At 61.8% G+C, this 21,596-nt stretch carries 22 protein-coding genes; 11 read left to right on the top strand and 11 right to left on the bottom strand.

Annotated features, from left to right (window positions below; all coding sequences use genetic code 11):
• Nucleotides 1–114 precede the first annotated feature (114 nt).
• The 5 genes from ABB22_RS11690 to ABB22_RS11675 form a co-directional block, all read right to left on the bottom strand.
• Entirely contained in the window at nucleotides 115–1,248 is a 1,134-nt protein-coding gene (locus tag ABB22_RS11690) for an acetate/propionate family kinase (protein ID WP_009516040.1), read from the bottom strand.
• 295 nt (nucleotides 1,249–1,543) lie between these two features.
• Nucleotides 1,544–3,211 carry a DUF3141 domain-containing protein gene (locus ABB22_RS11685; protein ID WP_003090283.1) on the bottom strand — a complete coding sequence of 556 codons (1,668 nt, stop codon included), beginning with the start codon at nucleotides 3,209–3,211 and terminating at the stop codon, nucleotides 1,544–1,546.
• Nucleotides 3,212–3,219: 8 nt separating this feature from the next.
• Nucleotides 3,220–3,519, bottom strand: a complete 300-nt coding sequence (locus ABB22_RS17860) for a heavy-metal-associated domain-containing protein (RefSeq protein ID WP_003090284.1) — start codon at nucleotides 3,517–3,519, stop codon at nucleotides 3,220–3,222.
• 18 nt (nucleotides 3,520–3,537) lie between these two features.
• Nucleotides 3,538–3,864 carry a DUF2933 domain-containing protein gene (locus ABB22_RS17855; protein WP_003090285.1) on the bottom strand — a complete coding sequence of 109 codons (327 nt, stop codon included), beginning with the start codon at nucleotides 3,862–3,864 and terminating at the stop codon, nucleotides 3,538–3,540.
• Between the two features lie 585 nt (nucleotides 3,865–4,449).
• Nucleotides 4,450–5,550 (bottom strand): cation efflux transmembrane domain-containing protein, encoded by a 1,101-nt coding sequence (locus tag ABB22_RS11675; RefSeq protein WP_077446928.1) that lies wholly within the window; start codon nucleotides 5,548–5,550, stop codon nucleotides 4,450–4,452.
• Between the two features lie 55 nt (nucleotides 5,551–5,605).
• Here ABB22_RS11675 and cadR point away from each other — a divergent pair, with 55 nt between their 5' ends.
• Nucleotides 5,606–6,025: a Cd(II)/Pb(II)-responsive transcriptional regulator gene (gene cadR / locus ABB22_RS11670; protein ID WP_010791743.1), complete on the top strand. Its 420-nt coding sequence runs from the start codon at nucleotides 5,606–5,608 to the stop codon at nucleotides 6,023–6,025.
• Between the two features lie 22 nt (nucleotides 6,026–6,047).
• Here cadR and tnpC read toward each other — a convergent pair whose 3' ends face one another.
• The 5 genes from tnpC to ABB22_RS11650 all read right to left on the bottom strand — a co-directional run bounded on the left by tnpC (nucleotide 6,048) and on the right by ABB22_RS11650 (nucleotide 10,668).
• The gene (gene tnpC / locus ABB22_RS11665; RefSeq protein ID WP_031757192.1) at nucleotides 6,048–7,598 is read right to left on the bottom strand and encodes an IS66 family transposase; all 1,551 of its coding nucleotides are present in this window, start codon (nucleotides 7,596–7,598) and stop codon (nucleotides 6,048–6,050) included.
• A 76-nt stretch (nucleotides 7,599–7,674) separates the two neighbouring features.
• Nucleotides 7,675–8,007 (bottom strand): IS66 family insertion sequence element accessory protein TnpB, encoded by a 333-nt coding sequence (gene tnpB / locus ABB22_RS11660; protein ID WP_003121550.1) that lies wholly within the window; start codon nucleotides 8,005–8,007, stop codon nucleotides 7,675–7,677.
• Nucleotides 8,004–8,399 (bottom strand): IS66-like element accessory protein TnpA, encoded by a 396-nt coding sequence (gene tnpA, locus ABB22_RS17850; RefSeq protein ID WP_006217728.1) that lies wholly within the window; start codon nucleotides 8,397–8,399, stop codon nucleotides 8,004–8,006. The genes tnpB and tnpA overlap by 4 nt, the downstream gene beginning before the upstream one ends.
• A gap of 168 nt (nucleotides 8,400–8,567) precedes the next feature.
• Nucleotides 8,568–10,004, bottom strand: coding sequence for a Cu(+)/Ag(+) sensor histidine kinase (locus ABB22_RS11655; protein ID WP_003097498.1), 1,437 nt, complete (start codon nucleotides 10,002–10,004; stop codon nucleotides 8,568–8,570).
• Entirely contained in the window at nucleotides 9,976–10,668 is a 693-nt protein-coding gene (locus tag ABB22_RS11650; protein WP_003097513.1) for a heavy metal response regulator transcription factor, read from the bottom strand. Before ABB22_RS11650 ends, ABB22_RS11655 begins: the two co-directional genes overlap by 29 nt.
• A 254-nt stretch (nucleotides 10,669–10,922) precedes the next feature.
• Here ABB22_RS11650 and ABB22_RS11645 point away from each other — a divergent pair, with 254 nt between their 5' ends.
• From ABB22_RS11645 to ABB22_RS11605, 9 genes are all read left to right on the top strand, one after another.
• Entirely contained in the window at nucleotides 10,923–12,833 is a 1,911-nt protein-coding gene (locus ABB22_RS11645; RefSeq protein WP_082592173.1) for a copper resistance system multicopper oxidase, read from the top strand.
• Nucleotides 12,834–12,858: 25 nt separating this feature from the next.
• Nucleotides 12,859–13,839, top strand: a complete 981-nt coding sequence (locus tag ABB22_RS11640; RefSeq protein ID WP_005408883.1) for a copper resistance protein B — start codon at nucleotides 12,859–12,861, stop codon at nucleotides 13,837–13,839.
• 37 nt (nucleotides 13,840–13,876) lie between these two features.
• Nucleotides 13,877–14,362: a DUF411 domain-containing protein gene (locus ABB22_RS11635; RefSeq protein ID WP_003090303.1), complete on the top strand. Its 486-nt coding sequence runs from the start codon at nucleotides 13,877–13,879 to the stop codon at nucleotides 14,360–14,362.
• 33 nt (nucleotides 14,363–14,395) lie between these two features.
• Nucleotides 14,396–14,668 (top strand): DUF2933 domain-containing protein, encoded by a 273-nt coding sequence (locus ABB22_RS11630; protein WP_003097518.1) that lies wholly within the window; start codon nucleotides 14,396–14,398, stop codon nucleotides 14,666–14,668.
• A 155-nt stretch (nucleotides 14,669–14,823) separates the two neighbouring features.
• Nucleotides 14,824–17,262 (top strand): heavy metal translocating P-type ATPase, encoded by a 2,439-nt coding sequence (locus ABB22_RS11625; RefSeq protein WP_197286470.1) that lies wholly within the window; start codon nucleotides 14,824–14,826, stop codon nucleotides 17,260–17,262.
• A 141-nt stretch (nucleotides 17,263–17,403) separates the two neighbouring features.
• Entirely contained in the window at nucleotides 17,404–17,790 is a 387-nt protein-coding gene (copC, locus tag ABB22_RS11620) for a copper homeostasis periplasmic binding protein CopC (protein ID WP_003090319.1), read from the top strand.
• Nucleotides 17,791–17,809: 19 nt separating this feature from the next.
• Nucleotides 17,810–18,721: a copper homeostasis membrane protein CopD gene (gene copD / locus ABB22_RS11615; protein WP_143993485.1), complete on the top strand. Its 912-nt coding sequence runs from the start codon at nucleotides 17,810–17,812 to the stop codon at nucleotides 18,719–18,721.
• A 128-nt stretch (nucleotides 18,722–18,849) separates the two neighbouring features.
• Nucleotides 18,850–19,134, top strand: a complete 285-nt coding sequence (locus ABB22_RS11610) for a CopK family periplasmic copper-binding protein (protein ID WP_003090336.1) — start codon at nucleotides 18,850–18,852, stop codon at nucleotides 19,132–19,134.
• Nucleotides 19,135–19,365: 231 nt separating this feature from the next.
• On the top strand, nucleotides 19,366–20,256 hold the full coding sequence (locus ABB22_RS11605) for a LysR family transcriptional regulator (RefSeq protein ID WP_003097524.1): 891 nt from the start codon (nucleotides 19,366–19,368) through the stop codon (nucleotides 20,254–20,256).
• Nucleotides 20,257–20,260: 4 nt separating this feature from the next.
• Here ABB22_RS11605 and ABB22_RS17845 read toward each other — a convergent pair whose 3' ends face one another.
• Nucleotides 20,261–20,566, bottom strand: a complete 306-nt coding sequence (locus ABB22_RS17845) for a helix-turn-helix domain-containing protein (RefSeq protein ID WP_003097526.1) — start codon at nucleotides 20,564–20,566, stop codon at nucleotides 20,261–20,263.
• 107 nt (nucleotides 20,567–20,673) lie between these two features.
• Between ABB22_RS17845 and ABB22_RS17840 the strand changes: the two genes are divergently transcribed.
• Nucleotides 20,674–21,315, top strand: coding sequence for a LysR substrate-binding domain-containing protein (locus ABB22_RS17840; protein WP_023657317.1), 642 nt, complete (start codon nucleotides 20,674–20,676; stop codon nucleotides 21,313–21,315).
• Nucleotides 21,316–21,596: the final 281 nt, after the last annotated feature.

The following is a 21,596-nucleotide window of genomic DNA, read 5'->3' as shown; positions in this document are numbered from 1 at the left end:
CCTTCCTTCAACGTGCGGTTGGATGGGCAACTGTACCATCATCGGCGCGAGCATCAACGGGCGTGGCTCCCGGCCCGGAGGAAGACTTATCGTGGTCTTGTCCCAGTTCATTGCCTATACCAAACCACTTGCCTGGTCATTCAGCGCTCGGAACGTCTCACGCGCGATCGCTAACTGCTCGCGTGCTTGAACCACCAGCACGGCGACGGCGGATCGGGATGACTGCAACTGGGCGACTTCAGTGTTGGGCGAGTAGGCGCGATTGCGCTCTTCGTCTAGTTCCAGGCCGATGAACTCCAGGCCATCAACGATGCGCCGACGCAACGCGGCCGAATTTTCTCCAGCTCCGCCAGTGAAGGCCACAGCATCGCAACCGCCCATCGCGGCGGCGTAGGCGCCGATGTATTTGCGCACGCGGTACGCGTGAACCTGCATTGCCAGTTGGGCGGCTGCGACTCCTTCTCCCGCGCGCTTCTCCACAATCCGCAGGTCCGAACTCTCACCCGACAATCCTTTGAGTCCACTGTCGCTGTAAAGCGCCGCCTCGATCTGCGCCAACGTCAAACCCAGTGCGCGTGCGACGAAGCCGGGTACGCCAGGGTCGAGGTCTCCACAGCGCGTGCCCATCACAAGACCTTCAAGCGCGGTCATTCCCATAGATGTATCGACCGACCTTCCGCGATCGATCGCGCAGACGCTGGCGCCGCTTCCAATGTGGCAGCTCACGATACGAAGTTCTGACGGCGGCCGTTTCAGCTCGGTGCTGACGGCGGCCAGTACACCCTGGTGGGACAGGCCATGGAAGCCGTATCTCCGTACCCCTGCCGCGCGCCACGATGGCGGAACAGCATAGGAATGGGCGTATTCGGGCATGTCGCCATGGAAAGCGGTGTCGAAGACCGCGACGTGGCGCACGCCGGGCCAACGCTCACGGGTCAGGCGTATGCCGGCCAATGCGGCAGGATTGTGATGCGGCGCCAGAGCCGAAGCCTTGCCGATCTCGCGTTCGACTTCTTCATCCACGAGCACCGCGTTGCTCAACAGTGGGCCACCGTGTGCGACGCGGTGACCAATGCCATCGAGCGTTGTGACACCCGCCCTGTGCAAGTGCCGCTCGATCTCCTCGAAGGTCGCAGCATCCACCGCAGGATGATCAATCGCCGAGTCGATCAATGGCAAGGTACGAGCCGACTCGAAAACTCCGAACTTCAGGGTCGCACTGCCGGCATTGATGGCGAGGACGCGCATGTCGGAGCTCCGTCAGCGCCGGTCAGTGCCGACGTCGCCGCCATTGGCAACGTTCATCAGATCGAATTGCCAAGTTTCGCTCGGCGCTAGCAGCACGCGAGGCCGCCGATCAGGCCCATGCTTCCGATGCTGTAGCGCCGTTGCTGGCGTGGTGATACGGGAGAATCCAACTTTGATCCGTGCCTGGACGACGCTGAAAAGCGAAATCGGCCGTGGCAGGCGCATCGCCTCCGACAAGGAGCGTGCTGCTTGCGACCCGTGAGCGTCTCTTTTTGCAGCCACAGTGGAGGGTCGTTCAGTTGGCATAGGCCTGCTCGAACACAAGCTCAGCCCACAGGTCCCGGCTCTTGCGCCATGATTCCATGGCCTGCCCAATCGCGTCTGCACCAGTTCGCTCAAGCTGATACCAAGGATTTTCGACCCGATGGGGATCCTGCGCACTCCACTGCTCAAGCCATCGTTGCACCCATGGCAGCAGCGCCAGGGCCGGGGTCACCTGCTCGGACCAGACCTTGCGACTGACGCGCATGGGGTGCAGCGCGCGAAGTTCACGAGCCGAGTCGGGGGTGACGGCGAAGCGGACCCACGGCGACACCCACTGCGAATAGAAGCGCTCGGTGATCTCCGAGAGTGCTTCGACCTTGTCGAACCCCGCCGGGTTGGCGTCGTAAGGCAGGTCTTCCAGCCGCCGCGGCTGGAACTGCGCAGCGGCGGCCGACTCCGAAGAGGCGCTGTCCTCCAGAACCATCTCGTAGAGTCCAGGCTTGAGTGCCTGGATCGATTCGGCATGATGCAAGATGGCGCGGTGCTCGCGTCGCGCCACCCCCGCGGAGACGAAGATGCCAAGGTGGCCAACATGTTGGTGCAGCAGGTACACCACGCGCTGGCCCGCCGCCACCAGGTCTGCGGTCGTCGGATATACCGCTTTGAGCCAGCCGAGCGCCTGGTGGGGCGGTGTGATGTTGTCGCCGTTGGAGCAAAAGACCACCAGCGGTGCGCCAATGCGGCTGAGATCCGCGCGGCAGTGGCCATCGACCACGACCTCGCCGCTCTCCAGGTGATTACCTACGAAAAGATCGCCTGCGATCGACAACATTTCCTCGCGGGCAAGCTGGTAGAAGCCATTCCACCAACGCTCGAACTCCAGGAAGCGATCGCGCTCAGTCTCCGGCTGCGCGAAGAGCGTGTCGTATTTCTTGAACACGCCCTCGGGCCGCAACGCCTCGAAGTTCTGGACCAGCCAGGCACCGTCGAATCGCCCGGCGCCGAGGTCCGACGCCCAGTGCGCCGGCCAGATGCCGCCCGTGAACCCACCGAGCAGCCGCATGGGGTTGATGCCTCTCTCGCCTGCCCAGTACGACAGCGGCGAGCCATTGAGCACTGCCAAGGCGGCACGGTGCTCGCAGTGCGACAGCGCCAGCGTGATCGCCCAACCGCCTTGGCAGTTGCCGTAGACGATCGGGGCCTTGCCTCGGTGGCGCTTGGCCACCATGTCGATGAATGTGGCCAGGGTCTGGACGACTGCGCCCATGGTCTGGCCCTCGACGGGCTCCGGATCGAACACTACGAAGTACACGGGATGGCCTTCGAGCAGTGCCATGCCAACTTCAGAATCGCGTTTGAAGCCGCCAATGCCAGGGCCGTGGCCGGCGCGTGGATCGACCACCAGCACCGGCGCGGCGCCTTTGCGCACATGCTTCTCCAAGGCGTCGGTGCCACAGCGAGTGACACGCAGGAGCCGGTAGTTGCTCGCCGGTTGCAAGTCGTGGCCGTCAGCCACCTGCTCTGACTCGAAGTGGAGCAGCGGCGGCATACCCGCCGCTTCGTGTTCGGTCATGTTGTTGGCGCGCTGTCTCAGCGCTTCGCCGGACGCGACGGTCCGCCACAGCATGTCGCCCCAGTAGGCAGCAAAGAGCCCAAGCGGTGCGGCGGCGATACCCTGGGAGTTCGTGCGTGCGTCCATGGCGTCGATCAGCGGCAGCAGCAGCCGCCATGCCCCTTTGAACGGGCAGCGGCCGGCGCATGGGAGGCACCGGCACCCGCCGCAATGCCCGGCGAGGAATCAGCGGATGCCTCGTAGCCCGCGGCAGCTAAGGCCGCGATCAGCTCAGGCGTCTTCTGGGCCGTCTGGTCGCCGGTGACACTCGCTGCGCCGCGAGCGAGATCGACATGCACGTCTTGCACACCAGCTACGCGCTTGAGCGCCTTGCTGACCGAGTTCGCGCAGGAGGCGCAGGTCATGCCGGCAACCTTGAGTTCGATGGTTTCCATGATGATGCTCCGGTGGTTTCAGTGGTGGTGCCCGGACTGGTCGACGGATTTCGGGCGGCTCCGGTCGTCTGATTGGCGCGCAGGCGAACCCCCTTCATCGCCCCGAGGCGGCTGATCTTGATGGTCATGACCGCCATGTGCGCCGTGACTGCCATGGCCGAAGATGTGCATCAACGGACAGGCGAGGATGAAGAGGAAGGGAAGCAGTTGCAGAAGATGGGCGTTGTGGCGGTAGAACATCCAGGCAACGGCGGCGGCGAGGCCGAGCCACAGCAGCCACTGGTTGATGCGAGACCAGTTCGGGCCGTTTCCTGTGCTCTTACTTCGATCGGGCGGAATATTCATGGCGATGCTCCTTCGTGAAGTTGACCCTTGTCGATTGGCGAGATTCCCGCATTCGAGTGCAGGGCGCTGATCAGGCCCATCCATAAAACAGGTATGCCAGAAGAATGGGGCTGAACACCGGAGATTTCCATGGCCCCGCTAAAAAGTCCTCGATAGTTTCTGAGCATGATCGACCCGTGCCAAATGTGGCTTGTTAAGCTCAGCATAGAGCTGAGGTGAAGGCAGTACCTTGATCTTGATCAAAAAGACTCTCTGTACCCAGCTACGGGGTACATACCCCGCGCAGCGAACCAGCAGACCAGCTCACCTCAGGGGCTCAGCGCACACCGCCAAGTGAGCGCGCGCCAGATGTGCCGAGCAGGCAGACGTTCGGCACCGATCGGAGGCTATCTACGAACGGTGTCCGGAACTGTGACCGGATCGCGGCCGAGCAAAGGCCCTCCCGTGCGGTGTGGACGTAGCGATGGGATACACAAGCGCATGATGTCGGCGCCTGCCGCTAGGACTGGGCACGTGGCAGTCACGGAGTAAGCGGCCGGCCATCCCACCTTGGCTAGGCATCGGTGTGGGATGCCGCTAGATTGGCTATCGGAGGTTCAGGATGCGCCGGGCACCGCTGAGCACTATCAGCGCAATGACTGCGCCAATCACGAGGTCAGGGTACGAGGAGCCCGTCCAAGCGACCAAAACACCAGCGACTATCACCCCCGCGTTTGCGATCACATCATTCGCAGAAAAAATGTAGCTTGCCGTCATGTGGGCGCCCCGATCCCGCTTCTTGGCGATCAGCACCAGGCAGGTGACGTTGGCGATCAATGCGACCAGCCCGATACTCATCATGAGCATGGACGCCGGCTCACTTCCCACAACTGCCCGCCGAACGACCTCCAAAAGCGCGCCAAGCGCAAGCACGACTTGCAACCAACCAGCGATGTGCGCTGCCTTCATCTTCAAGGCGGCGGCGCGGCCCACCGCATAGAGCGCCAGTCCGTAGACCGCCGCATCGGCGAACATGTCAAGCGAGTCCGCTATGAGACCTGTGGACTGGGCGATCAGGCCAACGATCAACTCAAAGACAAACATCGCACCGTTGATAGCGAGCAGCAGCTTTAAGGTCCGAGCCTCAGAGGCATTCCCCTCTGCGTCTGGGGCCGTAGACTCGTCGCTTTGCACGCTGTCCAACACTTGCGCGCCGAGGTTGAGAGGGATGAGACGGCCCAGCAGCTCTTGCGTACTTCCCCCATGCTGCACGGTGAGTACACGGTCCTTCAGATCGAAGTCCAGTGCCGCAACAGCCGACGCATCGGCCAGCGCCATCCGAATGAGATTCTCCTCCGACGGGCAATCCATCTTCGGCACGGAGAAACGCGTCTTCCACTGCCCGCCTTCGGTGCGCCTCTCGCTTGTCAGCAGAACCGCACCCAAGTTCAGGGGCGTCAGCTTCTGGGCGATCCTGGCGGGCTCGCCCGAGTGCACCACCCGGAGCTGCCGATGGGCCAGATCGAAGGTCATCGGCCCAACCCCGGTCAGACCACCCAGCGCCATGCGAATGAGGTTCTCCTCGGAGGGGCAGTCCATTCCCGGAACTGAAAATGTGCTCTCCACGGAAGCAATGGCGCTTGGGGCCTCGTCGACCGTCTGCGAATTGCAACTGCTCGAGCAGCTACTGCTTTGACATGTACTCATGTCCCGTATTAGAAACCCTCAAGTAGCTGTAGAGTCAAGCGGTAGGTAGGCAAATATGAAAATCGGTGAACTATCGTCATTGGCAGGGTGCTCCGTTCCCGCGGTGCGCTTTTATGAAGCAGAGGGCCTTCTGCAGGCGCCCCTGCGGGCCGCCAACAACTATCGGCAATATGGCCAACAGCATGTCGACAGGTTGGCCTTCATCGTTCGGTGCCGCTCGCTGGACATGTCGCACGACGATATCCGGGCTCTGCTGCAGTTGCAGGACGACCCCGCCATGTCCTGCGACGAGGTCAATGCCTTGCTAGACGATCAAATGCGCTTGGTAGAGCAGCGAATCGCCGAGTTGCAGGCGCTGCGCAAGCAACTGCGTGCCATCCGCAGTACCTGTGCGGGAGGGGTATGCGTTGGCGATTGCGGTGCACTTGAATCGCTGCGCAGCGCCACTGGGGCAAGCTGGCCAACCGTTCGCTGAGCGGAGCCTCAAATAACGACATTCAGCTCGGTGCGAACCAACGATGCGGTAGCAACTCGTGAACCAGGCTAACCCGTTGCGTCGGCAAGCGAGCCAAAACGTCCTTGAGATACGCATAGGGATCATGCCCATTGAGTCGTGCTGACTGGATGAGCGTCATGACGGCTGCTGCCCTCTGACCAGCTCGTAGGCTGCCCGCAAAGAGCCAGTTGTTGCGGCCAATGGCAATCGGCCGAATCTGGTTCTCGATCCAGTTGTTGTCCACGGGCAGCTGTCCGTCATCGACGAACCGGGTCAAAGCCTCCCAGCGCCGCAAGCTGTAGTCCAGCGCTTTGGCGCTTGCCGAGCCTTCCGGCACCTTCTGGCGTTGCAGCACCATCCACTGGTGCAAGGCATCAAGCAGCGGCTTCGTTTGTTGTTGCCGGATGGTTTGGCGCTGATCGGTCGCAATCTCCTTGACCTCACGCTCGATCTCGTAGACCCGCGCGAACTGCTGCAGCGCGACCTCGGCGATCTGGCTTTGGTTCGCCGCGTGCAAATCGAAGAACTTGCGCCGCGCGTGCGCCAGGCAGCCGACCTCGGTCACACCACTTGCGATCAAGGCCTTGTAGCCGCTGAAGTCGTCACAGGTGAGGCTGCCTCTCCAGTCGCCCAGGAAGCGCCGGGCGTGTTCGCCCGAGCGCGATTCGCAGAAGTCGTAGACGACCGCCTTGATGTTCTCGAAGGCGCCCGTGGCATAGGCCCATAGGTACGCCCGGTGCGCCTTGCCGTTGCCCGGCTTGAGCATGGACACCGGCGTCTCGTCGGCATGCAGCACGCGGCGCTGCAGCAGCTCTGTCCTCATGGCGTCAACCAGTGGCTGCAACTGCACGCCACACGAGCCCACCCATTGCGCCAGCGTGGAGCGGGGGATGGCTAGGCCGGCGCGGCCGAAGATCGCTTCCTGGCGGTACAGCGGCAGGTGGTCGGCGTACTTGGCCACCAGCACTTGCGCCAGTAGCCCAGTGGTAGGGATGCCTTTGTCGATGATGTGAGGATCGACAGGCACCTGGTGAATCGTCTCGCACTGGGCACAGGCCCACTTGCCCCGGATGTGGCGCTCCACCGTGAACACGCCGGGCGCGTAGTCCAGCTTCTCGGCCACGTCCTCGCCGATGCGCTTCATCTGGCAACCGCAGGCGCAGGTGGTGGACTCGGGCTCGTGGCGGATCTCGCGCCGCGACAGGTTGGCCGGCAGGGGGGCGCGTTTGGGGACTTGCTTGTCTTGGCGGCCTGCCACTGGCGGCGTGGCCTGCTCGATCTCATCGGCCACCGCCTGCAGGTCCTCATCCAGCGATTCATCGAGCAGGCTCTTCTGCTCGGCGCTGAAGCGCTCCGACTGTGCGGCGAACTTCATGCGCTTGAGCAGTGCGTTCTCGTGCGTGAGCTTGTCGATCTGCGCCTGCTTGAAGACCGCCTCTTGGCCCTGGCGTGCGATCACGCCGTCTCGCTCGGCCAGCTCACCCATCAACGACAGCAGGGCCGCTCGCATCTGCTGCGGCTCCAGGGTGTCAAGGTGGTCTGCGGTGATCACGGGAGAAGATGATGCGGCTAACATCACATTCGCGCATCGGTGCAAGCGCTGATTGCCTGGCCAACGACCGGAGCACTCAAAGTACAGTGATGACTCCAGCCTCGCCGACGTTCTTCCAGGGCAGGCCCAGCACGAGCGCATCGAACTGCGTTCGGCTGAGTGTGGCGGTGGTGGCGGCATCGCGCGGCCAGACGAACTTGCCGCTATTCAGGCGCCGGGCCGCCAGCCAGACACCGATGCCGTCGTGCACCAGCACCTTCATGCGGTTGGCTCGTCGATTGGCGAACAGATAGGCGTGGTGTGGGCGCGCTGCGCCAAAGACAGCCACTACCCGGGCGAGCGCCGTCTCGGTGCCTGCTCGCATGTCCAGCGGCTCGGTGGAGAGCCACAGCGCATCAATGCGGATCATCGGAGCCAGTCGCGCAGCCACGCTGCACATGACGCTGCATCTTCCAGGGGCCAGTTCACGGTGACTACGCTGGCGCTGCGCCGAACATCAACGCGAATCGCACGCGACACGGGCGGCGAGCTGGTCTCGGTTGCTGGGAGCTGTTCAACTGGTGGAGGCAGATTCAGCGCAACGAACTCATTCCGGGGCGCTGGCAACAGGGAGTCTGCTTGCTCGCGCATCCAGCGATGAACGATGTTGGCGTTGATTCCGTGTGCAAGCGCTACGCCGGCCACTGACGCGCCGGAGACCTGGCATTCGGCCACGATCTGGCCTTTAAGTTCCGGGGAGTAGTAGTGCCGCTTGGGGCGCTGGGCGATCGTGTCGTTCGCCATAGTGTGCGTGATGTTCATCGTGCACACGATGCCTCGACACTGGGTCTATCTCAAGATGGGATTGCCGGACGCTTACGTCACGGAGAAAAAATGTCCCGCTCGCGTAGCAACGTGGCCGGCCGGGTAGATCCCAGAATCAGGCAAAGAGATACGCCAGTTGGCTGGACGGACCGCAGCGCCCTCGGACTACTGCCGCAGATGGGGCAATACCAAGTCAAACCTGGTGACAAGCTCACTGGAGGTCACGGCAACGGAGCCACCATGTGCCTCCGCAATCGATTTCACGATGGCAAGGCCAAGACCGGCGCCCGCCGTATTTCGTTGCCGTGCCGGATCAACTCGGTAGAAGCGGTTGAAGAGCTTTGGTAGATCGCGCTCAGGAATTCTCTCACCGGGATTGACCACACTGATCGTTGTCCACTGCTCGTCCTGCGAAAGCAAGACCGTGATGCTCTTGCCGCGAGGCGTGTGTCGAATTGCATTCGAGAGAAGATTGTTCAGCGCCCGGGTGAGCATTTCCCGATCCGCCGCTATGCTGCCGATCGCCCCTTTAACACCAAGCGTAATGCCGCTATCTTCTGCCAGCGCCTCGAAATAGTCGAACAGACTCCGCACCAATTCGGACAGATCAATGGTAGACAGACGCAAGTTGCGGGGATCATTTTCCGTTTGGGCAAGAAACAGCATGTCACCAATCATGCGTCCCATCCGATCAAACTCTTCCAAATTTGAATAGAGGATTTCTCTGTATTCCTCGTTGCTGCGCGGCTGGCCAAGCGCCACGTGAGTCTGCGTGACCAGGTTGGTGACGGGCGTGCGCAACTCGTGCGCGATGTCTGCGGAAAAGTGTGATAGCCGGGTGAAGCCTTCCTCGATTCTCGCCAACATATCGTTGAAGGCGAATACCAGTTCCGCCAGTTCGATCGGCACATCCCGAGGATCCAGCCTCACATCCAGCTTTGAAGAGCGAATCGCCCGAATCTCTTCATTGACCTTGCGAATCGGCAGGTGGCCCCACTGCACCGCCAGCCAAGCCACACCGAGCGCCAGACACATGACCAAGCCGGTTGCCCACCAGAGCATGCGCTTGAACTCCGCCAGGAAGTCGAGATGAAAGCCGATGTCCATGGCAGCGACGATGCGGTAGCCGGGCGCCGCTGAATCGTCAGCAGGCAGTTGCAGCACCACACCTCGATATGACCTCTGATCCTCCTGCCACACGATCAAATCGTCAGCGGTGATGCGGTTGACCAACTTTTTGCTACTGGCAAGTTTAGACAGGTCAGGACCGGGCGTGGCATAGATGCTATTGCCAGCCCCATCGTAGACGCCGTACGTCATCCCATGATGTCCTGCGACTGCGTTGGCCAAGTGTTGCTTCAGTTCGTCGCTTGCGATGTCACTTGCAAGCTGGTGCAAGGGCTGAGCCAAAGCGGTTGTCACTGCCTCCAGTTCGTGGGCATCCTGTTGAGCAAAGTGGTGCTCCAACGACCGGAGAATGACCCAATTGAACACAAGAAACACCAAGGTCGTGGCGATACCAACGAGGGCCGTGACCCTCAATGCAAGCGACGCTGGACGGCTTTGCCGCGGCTTATGGCGCAGGGGCATCATCGGGCGCATCGAGCGTGTATCCCATTCCACGCACGGTGTGGATGAGCTTCGGATTGAACGCATCGTCTATCTTCGCGCGTAGACGGCGGATGGCTACATCGATGACGTTGCTGTCGCTGTCGAAATTCATGTCCCATACCTGCGACGCGATCAGAGACCGTGGAAGGACCTCCCCCTGGCGACGGGCCAGGAGCTCAAGCAACGCGAACTCCTTGCTGGTGAGATTGATGCGTTGGCCAGCGCGCGTTGCGCGCCGGCGCGCCAAGTCCAGCACCAAATCGGCAACCTGGATGCGATCAGGCTGGCTCGGAGCGCTTCCGCGTCGCAGCAGCGTCCGCACCCGCGCCAGCAACTCAGAGAACGCGAATGGCTTGACGAGGTAGTCGTCCGCTCCCAGTTCCAATCCCTTGACACGGTCGTCTACACCGCCACGCGCCGTCAGAAAGAGCACAGGGACCTGTTTACCGGCATCTCGAAGGGCACGCACGATGCGCCAGCCATCGACATCCGGCAGCATGACATCCAAGACCACCAGATCGTATGTCTCGCCCATGGCCAGGTGGTGTCCGTCCAATCCGTTGCGCGCCAGATCCACGACGAATCCCGCCTCCATGAGACCTTGGCGGACGTAATCCGCCGTCTTGTTCTCGTCTTCAACGACCAGCAGTTTCATCGCATGTCCCATGAAATCGCTACGGCGCGGAAAAATAGCCGCTCACGATGTACGCATTCATCCACTTTCAATCAGCAATTTACTGGTTGCCAGCTTCCACGAACATGACACGAACATTACATGAATGTAATTCAGGGGTCATTCGATGGAAAGTGCCCAACCCATAGCATGACCTGCATTGCGTCGAACTGTGCCGCTCAGGATGGGGTGGCGTTTAGAACGACTTCCGAGTCATCTATGGAGGATTTCAGGCCATGCCGCCTCGTTCACCCTTTTTTATCGTGCCCACACAGGGCCTTTCTCGTCGGCGTTTCGTCCAAGGGTTAGCCGCCGGCGGCGTTCTCGCTGGGCTGTCCACGCCGGCGTTCAAGGCATTTGCCCAGCAAGGCTCCGCGACGCGCGGTGCCGCCCCTGTGCTGAAGGGCACCGAGTTCGACTTGGTGATCGCCGAATCGCCCGTGAACTTCACGGGCAAGCCAGGCGTGGCTACGACCATCAACGGCTCGCTGCCGGCACCGACATTGCGTTGGCGCGAGGGTGACACCGTCACAATCCGTGTAACCAACAAGCTGCGTGAAGCCACATCCATTCACTGGCACGGGATCATCCTGCCGTATCAGATGGATGGCGTGCCGGGCATCAGCTTCAATGGCATCGCTCCCGGCGAGACCTTCACGTACCGCTTCAAGGTTCAGCAGAGCGGCTCCTACTGGTACCACTCGCACTCCGGCTTCCAGGAACTCACGGGCATGTACGGGGCGATCATCATCGACCCCGCTGGCGCCGAGACCATCCACGCCGACCGTGACCACGTGCTGCTGTTCTCGGATTGGACCGACGAAGACCCGATGCGGGTGTTCACCAAGCTCAAGTCCCAAAGCGACTATTACAACTACAACCAACCTACCGTCTTCGACTTCTTCCGGGACGCCTCGCGCGAAGGCACGGCCGCTGCGATCGACAAGCGCAAGATGTGGAACGAGATGCGGATGAATCCGACGGATCTCGCAGATCTGTCTGCCACCACGCTGACCTATCTGGCCAACGGCGTCACCCCCGCCGGCAATTGGACGGCGCTGTTCCGACCGGGTGAGCGCGTGCGGCTGCGCATGGTCAACGGTGCGGGCAACACCTTCTACGACGTACGCATTCCAGGACTGAAACTCACGGTGGTGCACGTCGATGGTGTTGACGTGGAGCCGGTGACCGTCGATGAGTTCCGATTCGGTCCTGGCGAAACCGTCGACGTGATCGTCCAGCCACGGGATGACGCTTACACGATCTTCGCCCAGGCGATGGACCGGACAGGCTACGCGCGTGCCACGCTGGCCGTGCGTGAAGGTCTTCAAGCTCCCGTGCCTGCCCTCGATCCGGTCGAATGGCTGACCATGAACGACATGATGGGCGGCATGATGGGGGGCATGGACCATGGCGGGTCCGGCCAGGCCATGGAGATGACCGGGATGACGGGCATGACGGGCATGACGGGCATGACCGGGATGACCGGGATGGGCTCGGGTTCGATGTCCGGGATGGATCATGGGGCGATGGCAGGCATGAATCACGGCGCCATGAACCACGGTGGCATGGCGATGGATCACAGCCAACACGCCGCGGCGGCGGGGGGACTGGCCGTGCCCAGCACTACTGCTCGCCACGCTCGCACCGAGTATGGTGCCAGCACGGACATGCGCGTTGACATGGCGCGCACCAACCTCGATGACCCCGGCATCGGACTGCGCAACAACGGTCGGCGCGTGTTGACCCTCGCGGATCTGCATACCCCGTCGGGGCCGCTGGACAAGAGAGGCCCCGGCCGGGAGGTCGAACTGCACCTCACGGGCAACATGGAACGCTACGCATGGTCCCTGGACGGGCTGGAGTTCGGAAAGTCCACGCCGGTGCACTTCAAACACGGCGAGCGGCTGCGGGTCATTCTGCACAACGACACCATGATGACCCATCCCATGCACCTGCACGGCATGTGGAGCGAGCTGGAAAGCCCCGACGGTCGCTTCCTTGCGCGCCGCCACACCCTGCCGGTGCAGCCGGCACAACGCATCAGCTTCCTGGTGACAGCCGACGCGCTCGGCCGCTGGGCGTGGCACTGCCACCTGATGTTCCACATGGATGCCGGCATGTTCCGCGAAGTCGTGGTGTCTTGAACCCAGCGCACAAGGAAGACCAAGAATGTCCAAAGCACTCCCCACTCGCGCACTGGCCACGACGCTTCTGGCCCTGGTAAGCGTCGCCGCCCAGGCACAAGCACAGAACGACCATGCAGCGCACGGCCAGGCCGACGCTCAAACGGCCGCGCCATCCACTCAGACCGTGGCTCCTGCCGCCGACCCGCACGCGGGTCACGCGACGTCGGCGAGCGGCTCGACCGCGGCCCCGGCCATGGATCACGGCAACATGCAGATGCAGGGCGGGTCGGCGCCTCCTGACGCCCGCGATCCGCATGGCTACTCCAATGGCCTGACATTGGGATCGGGCGACTACGCCGTACCCGGTGTGCCGCGGCTGATGCTGGCCGACGAACACAGGTTCTTTTCGTTGCGCGGCGAAACTCTGGAACGCCGCTTCACGCGCAAAGGAGACGACTCCACGGCCTACGACCTCCAGGCGTGGTATGGGACGACCTACAACAAGGCCGTCGTGAAGGCCGAAGGCGATATCGCCAAAGGAAAGCTCGAAGAATCGCGTACCGAGCTTCTCTGGGGGCACGCCGTCGCACCGTACTGGGACACCCAGCTCGGCGTTCGGGTGGATAACGGGGAAGGCCCGAGCCGTCAATGGTTGGCTTTCGGCATCCAGGGCCTCGCCCCCTACTGGTTCGAGCTGGAGGCGACGGGCTACGTGGGAAGTGGTGGACGTACGGCGCTGCGTGTCGAAGGCAGCTACGAGCTGCTGCTGACCCAGCGACTGATTCTGGAGCCTCGCGCCGAGTTGCAGTTTTATGGCAAGGACGACCCGGAACGCGGTATCGGCAAGGGCCTGGCCGAAGCGTCTGCTGGCTTGCGCCTGCGCTATGAATTCAGTCGCCAGTTCGCCCCCTATATCGGCGTGGAACGGGCGGGCAGCTTCGGACGCACCGCGGACTATGTGCGTGCCGAAGGCGGCCGTGCGCAGCAGACGCGCTGGGTGGCTGGCGTGCGATTCTGGTTCTAGAACCTAGCGGGTTTGATCATCTGATGAGAGGCGATCCATGAACATGCACTACGACAGAAGCCAGGGCAAAGTGCCGAGACGCCAGGCATTGATCGCTGGCTTGTTGGTGATGGCACTCGCAGGACCGAGCCTGGCGCAGAGCCGACCGATTGCCAAGGTCTGGAAGGACCCGAGCTGCGGATGCTGCAAGGACTGGGTCTCACACCTGCAAGGCGCAGGCTTCGATGTGCAGGTTCTCGACACCGGGAACACCGCAGCGCGCACGCGGCTGGGCATCCCGCAGAAGTACGGTTCTTGCCACACGGCGCAGATCGGCGGCTATGCCATCGAGGGTCATGTGCCTGCCTCGGACATTCAACGCTTGCTGCGCGAAGCCCCGCAGGCCATCGGCCTCGCGGCGCCCGGCATGCCGGTCGGTTCGCCCGGCATGGATGGTCCGGCCTATGGTGGACGCAAGGACGCCTACGACGTGCTGCTGATTGGGAAAAACGGTAGCAGCACGGTCTATCAGTCGCATCGCTGACCATCCATCAACCCTTCTCCGTGGAGATATGCCATGCAGCATCAGCACACACAGACCCCCAGCGATCGCCCCCGGTTCTGGCGATCGCGCTACGGCGTGGCGTTCCTCATCATCGCCGCTGTCGCCGCGTATTTCCTGCTCAAGGAGCATACGGCACATGTTGCCGGCTATCTCCCCTTCCTGCTGCTGGCGGCTTGTCCGCTGATGCACCTGTTCATGCACCGTGGTCACGGCCACGGCGGACACGATCATGCCGCGCGTCAGGGTAAGGAAGGTGCCGCAGCCTCCAAGGAGCAGAAGCAATGAGTCGAGGCACTCGCACCGTGCGAGCACGCGACGCCGCGCTTGTCTCCTTGCGCGCCTGCGGCCTGCTGCGATCACCAGACACCAAAGGTTAACGGCGGAGGGCACTTGTCACTATGAATTCACCCAGCAAGTCTTCAGGACATGAGCACGCAGGCATGGCGGCGGGTGCCACAACGTCCGGCCCGCATACGCACCACCATCACGCCAGCCATGCTGGAAGTGACGACGCGGGCGGGTCCTCAAGCCACACGCAGCCCGATGCCGCGACGCGAGATCCGGTGTGTGGCATGGCGGTCACGGCGGCGTCGGAGCACCGTTCCACGCACTTGGGGAACACGTACTTGTTTTGCAGCACCGGATGCAAGGCCAAATTCGACGCCGATCCGGCGCGATATGCCAGCGGTGACGCGGGCATAGGCACAGGCAGCGGCCATGCACCGCATCACCATGCCAGCACCGCAGTTTCACCGGCCCCGGCGGCATCGCCAACCGCGCCCGGAACCATCTACACCTGCCCGATGCACCCGGAGATCCGCCAGGATCATCCGGGAACCTGCCCCAAGTGCGGGATGACGCTGGAGCCTCTGCTGCCCGACCTCGATGACGACAACCCGGAGTTGCGTGACTTCTCGCGTCGCTTCTGGTGGACCTTGCCGCTGACGCTCGTGGTCTTGGCGCTGGCGATGCTGGGCGAGCGGCTGCACCTGATGGACATGGCTACACAGAGCTGGGTCGAGTTGGTGCTGTCGTTGCCGATCGTGCTGTGGGCCGGCTGGCCCTTCTTCTCCCGCGGCTGGCTGTCCGTGGTCAACCGCAGCCCGAACATGTGGACACTGATCGGCCTGGGAACGGGTGCGGCATTCATCTACAGCGTTGTGGCAACCGTTGCGCCGGAAGTGTTTCCAGCTTCCTTCATGTCCATGGGACGGGTCGGCGTGTATTTCGAGGCCGCCGCCGTCATCATCTCGCTGACACTGCTCGGCCAGGTGCTGGAACTCAAGGCCCGCTCCCAGACTTCGGCAGCCATCAAGTCGCTGCTGGGGCTGGCACCCAAGACGGCGCGGCGCATCAATGCGGACGGCAGCGAGGAAGACGTGCCACTCAGCCATGTGCACGTCGGCGACCTGCTGCGCATCCGACCCGGCGAGAAGGTGCCGGTGGATGGCATCGTGCACGAGGGCAGCAGCTCGATTGACGAATCCATGCTGACCGGCGAACCGCTGCCCGTCAGCAAGCGCGTGGGCGACAAGGTCATCGGGGCCACACTCAACACCAGCGGCGCGCTGGTCATGCGTTCGGAGCGGATCGGCTCGGACACCGTTCTATCGCAGATCGTCCAGATGGTCGCCCAGGCGCAGCGTTCCAAGGCACCGATGCAACGCATGGCCGATGTCGTTGCCGGCTACTTCGTGATGGCCGTCGTCGCCATTGCGGTAACGACGCTCCTTGTATGGGGATTCTTCGGGCCACAGCCCACCTGGGTCTATGGACTGATCAATGCGGTGGCCGTCCTGATCATCGCCTGCCCGTGCGCGCTGGGTCTGGCCACGCCGATGTCGATCATGGTCGCAACGGGCCGTGGCGCCACGCAGGGCGTGCTGTTCCGCGATGCCGCGGCGATCGAGAATCTTCGCAAGGTCGATACCCTCGTCATCGACAAGACAGGAACCCTGACCGAAGGCCGACCTGCTTTCGATCAGGTCGTCGCAGCCCCCGGCTTTACGAACGATGAGGTGCTGCGTCTTGCGGCCAGCCTGGACCAGGGCAGTGAACACCCCCTGGCCGACGCCATCGTGCAGGCCGCGCGTGCCCAGGGCCTCCAACTCGTGAAGCCTCAGAGCTTTGAATCGGGAACCGGCATCGGCGTGCGCGGAAAGGTTGAGCACCGGCAACTGGCGTTGGGCAACACAGTGCTGATGGAACAGTCTGGCGTATCGGTGGAACCGCTCGTACCCCAGGCCGAAGCTCTGCGCGGCGAAGGGGCCAGCGTCATGTACCTGGCGGTGGACGGGCAGCTCGCGGGCTTGCTCGCCGTGTCCGATCCGGTCAAGGGCAGCACCCCCGAGGCCCTGGCCGCGTTGAAGGCTGCGGGCCTGCGGGTCATCATGGCCACCGGGGACGGGCAGACCACCGCCAAAGCCGTCGGTGCACGCCTAGGCATCGACGAGGTGCATGGTGAGGTCAAGCCGGCGGACAAGCTCATGTTGATCGAGCGACTGCAGAAAGAAGGACGCATCGTCGCCATGGCCGGAGACGGCATCAACGACGCGCCGGCCTTGGCGAAGGCAGACGTGGGCATCGCCATGGGAACGGGAACCGACGTGGCGATGAACAGCGCCCAGGTCACGCTGGTCAAGGGTGACCTGCGTGGCATCGCTGTCGCTCGCACGCTCTCGGTGAGTACCGTGCGCAACATGAAGCAGAACCTCATGTTCGCCTTCCTCTACAACGCGCTGGGCATCCCCATCGCCGCCGGGGTTCTCTATCCCCTCACGGGCTGGCTGCTGTCGCCGCTGATCGCAGCATTGGCGATGAGCCTGAGTTCGGCGTCGGTCGTTGGCAACGCCTTGCGCCTGAGAGCGAGCCGACTGTGACCGGATTTTCTTTCTGAAACTACAGGAGCCTGCTATCGCCCAGCAAACCGTTTCTTTCGTTCCACGCCGTTGCAAAGGTGCAAGCCTTATCTCGGCATTTCGTTCTTAAACCACACCTCACACATCCAGGTAGAAACTTCTATGACCCGTTCACATTTCATCGCCAAGCTCGTCGCGCCGATCGCTGCTGGTCTGTTCGCCACCGCCGCATTCGCGCATCCTTCGCTGGTGTCTTCAACGCCGGCCGACAAGTCGCAGGTTTCTGCGCCAGCCACCATCGAACTGAAGTTCTCCGAGACGCTGGTGCCGCAGTTCTCCGCCGCGAGCCTTGTCATGACTGGCATGCCGGGAATGGCGAGCCATGGCCCGATGAAGATCAACGCCAGCGTCGCGGCTGCCGGCGACGGCAAGACCATGGTCATCACGCCGGCACAGGCGCTCCAGCCCGGTGACTATCGCGTCGAATGGCGTGCCGTCTCCTCGGACACGCATCCGATCACGGGTAACGTCACCTTCAAGGTGAAGTAAGCCCATGGCCGGGGATTGGTTGACCATCGTCCTGCGCCTGGCGCTGTATCTGGACCTGGCGGCGGCGTTTGGCGTCGCCATGTTCGGTCTCTATGCTTTGGGCAACGACGAGCGATCCTCGACGATCTCGCGCCGCTATCGCGTCCTCATTGGCGCATCCGCTGCCATCGGCATTGCCCTGTCGATGTGGGGCATGACGGTCATGGCCAAGGCCATGTCCGGTGCCCAGAGCTACGCGGAGCTGTCAACGCACGTCTTCGACATGCTCATTACGGGCACGCACATGGGCATCGCCTGGTGCATTCGCATCCTCGCGCTGTTGGTGTGTGTGCTCGTCGCAATGTTGAAATTGAACGCTACCTTGCGATTTGCAGTGATGGCGCTCTCCACCGGCGTGGCGCTGGCGACCCTTGCGTGGGCAGGCCACGGCGCGATGGACGACGGCGTTCGCGGCTACATCCATCTTGCGTCGGATATCACGCACCTCTGGGCAGCGGGCGCTTGGGTGGGCGCATTGGTGGCGTTCTTGATGCTGGCATCCCACAAGCAGGATGTCGCGCAAGACCCGGTAGCGGTCCTCAGTCGGACGTCGAATGGCTTTGCTCGCATAGGTACAGCGATCGTGGCTGCACTCGTCGTGAGTGGAATTCTCAATTACCTGTTGATCGCCGGACCATCGTTTGATCCGCTCATCTCGACGCTGTATGGCCGGCTGCTGATGGTAAAGCTCTTGCTTTTCGCAGGCATGCTGGCGTTGGCTGCTGCCAATCGGTATCGGTTGAGCCCGAGCCTGGAGGCTGCTTTGAAGGCAGGCAATCGCGCACAGGCAGTCATCAAGCTTAGACAGAGTCTGTTCACGGAGGCGACCTTGGCCGTTTTGGTTCTGGCGAGCGTTGCATGGCTTGGCATCTTGTCTCCCACTGGAACCTAGTCCTTCATGGGCGGCAGATGACAGCACATGAATTGAATGTAATGCACGGGTAAGCGCTCTGTAGACCGCCTGCTTCTACATTTAACGACGCGGCGCAAGTTGTCGTCGTTTTTACAAAGGAGTCGATCATGAAATCGCAAATTGTCATTGCCGCCCTGTTGAGCGCTCTCTCCGTGCCAGCCTTCGCCGGTCATGCAGCAGCCCAAGCAGCCAAGGAAATGGTTCCCTTGGCTGACGGGGGAACGCTGTACATCTTCAAGGACGGAAAGATGGCACAGGAAAGCCGCTTCGGGCGCGCCGTCTATCTCAATGTCGGAGCTTCGGTGTCGACGAAGGATGGGCGCAACATCGCGATCACCAGCAATGAAGTCGCTCGCCTCGGGTCGCTGCTACAAAAAGAGCACGGCGGATGACGCCGCGGGTGTGCGGTGCTTTTCAAAGCTTCTGCACAGTGTGACAGAGACGCGCGCCCCGATTGGGCGCGCGCGCTTGGGACGCGTCACGAGCAACCACGAGCGCTCAAGGTGCCAGTTTTTGCGATGTCAAGCGCATCAACTTCCCTGAAATGGATCCAGCCTCCCCGTCCACCGTGATTCGTCCACGGGACATCTGGCGCGAATGAGAACTTGCGAGGAGCCCGATTTATGGAGTTGCGTCATCTACGATGCTTTGTCGTCTTGGCAGAGGAGTTGCATTTCACGCGGGCGGCCGAGAGGCTGCATATAGAGCAACCCCCCTTGTCTCGCGCGATCAAGGAATTGGAAGATGAGCTTGGGGTCACGCTGTTTGACCGCGACCGCAGGGGCACACGGCTGACCGTGGCGGGGGCGGCATTCTTGCAGGACACCCGCCGACTCTTCACTGTCCTGGAGCAAGCGCGTGAAAATGCCAGAGCCATTGCCGCGGGCCTGAGGGGCAGCCTGCGCATTGCAATTTCCGATGGTGCGATGGACCCACGACTATCGGCGTTCCTAGCTCGTTGCCGCGCGGAAGAGCCCGAGGTCGAGATACGTCTCTCCGAGGTACCGCTGACCGAGCAGATACGGGGCCTACGGTCTGGCGACTTCACGATCGGATTTGCACACGCGGCGGATGTTGGCGAAGGCATCGTGGCTGAACCGATCTGGCGAGACCCGATTGTGATCGCCGTGCCAGCGCGGCACTCGCTTCTTGCGCACAAGCAAGTTCCGCTGAACGAACTTCAGGGTCACCCACTGGTTCTGTGCGACAAACTGGCCTGCGAAGGCTACTGCCGAGAATTAAATCGGCTGCTACAGGTTCTGGAACACAGACTCAACGTTGTCGAAGAAGTGTCGTCGCTGGACATGATGCTAACGCTCGTCGGCGCAGGCTATGGGATTGGTTTCATGACGGCGACCAAGATTCCCATCAGCCAGAGGCCGGACGTGGTGATTCGCCCTCTGGCGCAGGACACGGCGGTAATCACAACCTATCTGCTTCGGCCAGAAAGCAGCAACTCATCGGTTTCGCTGGATCGCTTCATCGAACGTCTGCGAGGACCTCCGGATGACTAAAGCGTCAATGCCTATCTGAATCGTGCGCCGCGGCACGAAGATTGCGTTCGGCTGCGCTGACGAGTTCCGCAGCACTGAGCTTGAGTCCGGCGGCGATTCTTAAGATCAGAGCGAGAGTGGGCATGTGCTCCCCACGCTCTATTTTGCCCATGTGCGATCGCTCGATCCCTGCTTTCGCAGCCAGTTCTTCCTGAGCAACACCTTGCGTCAGGCGGGCGACACGAACGGCCGCTCCGAATGCCAACGCTGGCTCGGCGTCGAAAGTGGTAGTTCCTGGGGGACGGCCTCGTCGGACAGTTCGCTTCTCCATCCTTGGAAGCGTCGAACAGTCCAAACAATTTAACCACGTTAAGTTTAACTCAAACTAGCTATCATGAAGACTTTCCATCCTTGTCTTATCGCTTCTTGGGGCCTCTCATGCACGACGCCACCAGCCCACGCCCACAGCTCAGGCTCGCCATAGCGCCTGGTGTGGCCTCTTCGTACCTAGCTGCATTGCTTGCCCTGCAGCGCGCGGAGGAGCCCGAAGTTTCTATGGAATTTAATGAGGTTACGGCGAGCGATCTCATTACGGGCCTCTACAAACGGCGCTTCGACGTCGGCCTTTCTCTGAAGCAGGTGAGCGATTCTTCGCTGAAGAGTCTTTCTATTTGGTTCGAGGCGACAGCTCTTGCCACGCCGCTGCGATACCCACTGCTCCGGCAGCAGTCAATCAGAATAGACGAACTTAAGGAGCACTCCGTGTTTCGATGGAAGGCCGAATATTCTCCTTCGCTGGACCAGTACCTGTCCTCCATGTCATCAACGGAAAGGCCGAATGTCCAGCATGTCAGTTCTTTTGAGATGTTATTGCTCTGGGTCGCAGCTGGATATGGCGTAGGGATTTCCTCGCGATCACGCATCGAAACCGCTAGCCAGTGCGGAATCTGCACGCGCCCAATAGCCGATGGCCCCTACGAGGTCATTACGCACCTGCAGCGACTCTCGGGACAGACGAATCTTGTAGCTGATCGATTTGAGCTTAGAGCCTTGCGAGTTGCCGAGGCGCGTAAAGCATGACAACCACGTGCGGTGCCCGCCCTTGCCGGTGGATTTGCAGCGGGTGCCGGTTCGGGCCAAGGCGCCGTCCAGACGCATCAATTCATCCTGGAAACTGACCTTGATCAATTCAACTCCCTACAACTTCCAATAGTATGTCCGCATGATCGGCTTAAGGCGCCTTCTCGCAAGATGGAGCCGCTGGATTACCAGCGGCCTAGTCGTAACCTTGCTTTTCTCGCAGGTTGCGATGGCGATGTACGTCTGTCCCAAGCCAGACCCGAGGGCATCTGTGGAAACCA

The organism is Stenotrophomonas nitritireducens, assembly GCF_001431425.1.
Lineage (GTDB): Bacteria > Pseudomonadota > Gammaproteobacteria > Xanthomonadales > Xanthomonadaceae > Stenotrophomonas > Stenotrophomonas nitritireducens.
This window is presented reverse-complemented; position numbering and strand designations above follow the sequence as displayed.

Coding starts and splice junctions, on each gene's coding strand:
- ABB22_RS17845 (WP_003097526.1), bottom strand. CDS start 20,566: ATGGAGAAGCGAACTGTCCGACGAGGCCGTCCCCCAGGAACTACCACT.
- ABB22_RS11690 (WP_009516040.1), bottom strand. CDS start 1,248: ATGCGCGTCCTCGCCATCAATGCCGGCAGTGCGACCCTGAAGTTCGGA.
- tnpA (WP_006217728.1), bottom strand. CDS start 8,399: ATGAACATCACGCACACTATGGCGAACGACACGATCGCCCAGCGCCCC.
- tnpB (WP_003121550.1), bottom strand. CDS start 8,007: ATGATCCGCATTGATGCGCTGTGGCTCTCCACCGAGCCGCTGGACATG.
- ABB22_RS11685 (WP_003090283.1), bottom strand. CDS start 3,211: ATGGACGCACGCACGAACTCCCAGGGTATCGCCGCCGCACCGCTTGGG.
- ABB22_RS11645 (WP_082592173.1), top strand. CDS start 10,923: ATGCCGCCTCGTTCACCCTTTTTTATCGTGCCCACACAGGGCCTTTCT.
- ABB22_RS11605 (WP_003097524.1), top strand. CDS start 19,366: ATGGAGTTGCGTCATCTACGATGCTTTGTCGTCTTGGCAGAGGAGTTG.
- ABB22_RS17855 (WP_003090285.1), bottom strand. CDS start 3,864: ATGAATATTCCGCCCGATCGAAGTAAGAGCACAGGAAACGGCCCGAAC.
- ABB22_RS11675 (WP_077446928.1), bottom strand. CDS start 5,550: ATGAGTACATGTCAAAGCAGTAGCTGCTCGAGCAGTTGCAATTCGCAG.
- cadR (WP_010791743.1), top strand. CDS start 5,606: ATGAAAATCGGTGAACTATCGTCATTGGCAGGGTGCTCCGTTCCCGCG.
- ABB22_RS11650 (WP_003097513.1), bottom strand. CDS start 10,668: ATGAAACTGCTGGTCGTTGAAGACGAGAACAAGACGGCGGATTACGTC.
- ABB22_RS11625 (WP_197286470.1), top strand. CDS start 14,824: ATGGCGGCGGGTGCCACAACGTCCGGCCCGCATACGCACCACCATCAC.
- ABB22_RS17860 (WP_003090284.1), bottom strand. CDS start 3,519: ATGGAAACCATCGAACTCAAGGTTGCCGGCATGACCTGCGCCTCCTGC.
- ABB22_RS11630 (WP_003097518.1), top strand. CDS start 14,396: ATGCAGCATCAGCACACACAGACCCCCAGCGATCGCCCCCGGTTCTGG.
- ABB22_RS11640 (WP_005408883.1), top strand. CDS start 12,859: ATGTCCAAAGCACTCCCCACTCGCGCACTGGCCACGACGCTTCTGGCC.
- ABB22_RS11655 (WP_003097498.1), bottom strand. CDS start 10,004: ATGCGCCCGATGATGCCCCTGCGCCATAAGCCGCGGCAAAGCCGTCCA.
- ABB22_RS11610 (WP_003090336.1), top strand. CDS start 18,850: ATGAAATCGCAAATTGTCATTGCCGCCCTGTTGAGCGCTCTCTCCGTG.
- ABB22_RS11635 (WP_003090303.1), top strand. CDS start 13,877: ATGAACATGCACTACGACAGAAGCCAGGGCAAAGTGCCGAGACGCCAG.
- copC (WP_003090319.1), top strand. CDS start 17,404: ATGACCCGTTCACATTTCATCGCCAAGCTCGTCGCGCCGATCGCTGCT.
- ABB22_RS17840 (WP_023657317.1), top strand. CDS start 20,674: ATGCACGACGCCACCAGCCCACGCCCACAGCTCAGGCTCGCCATAGCG.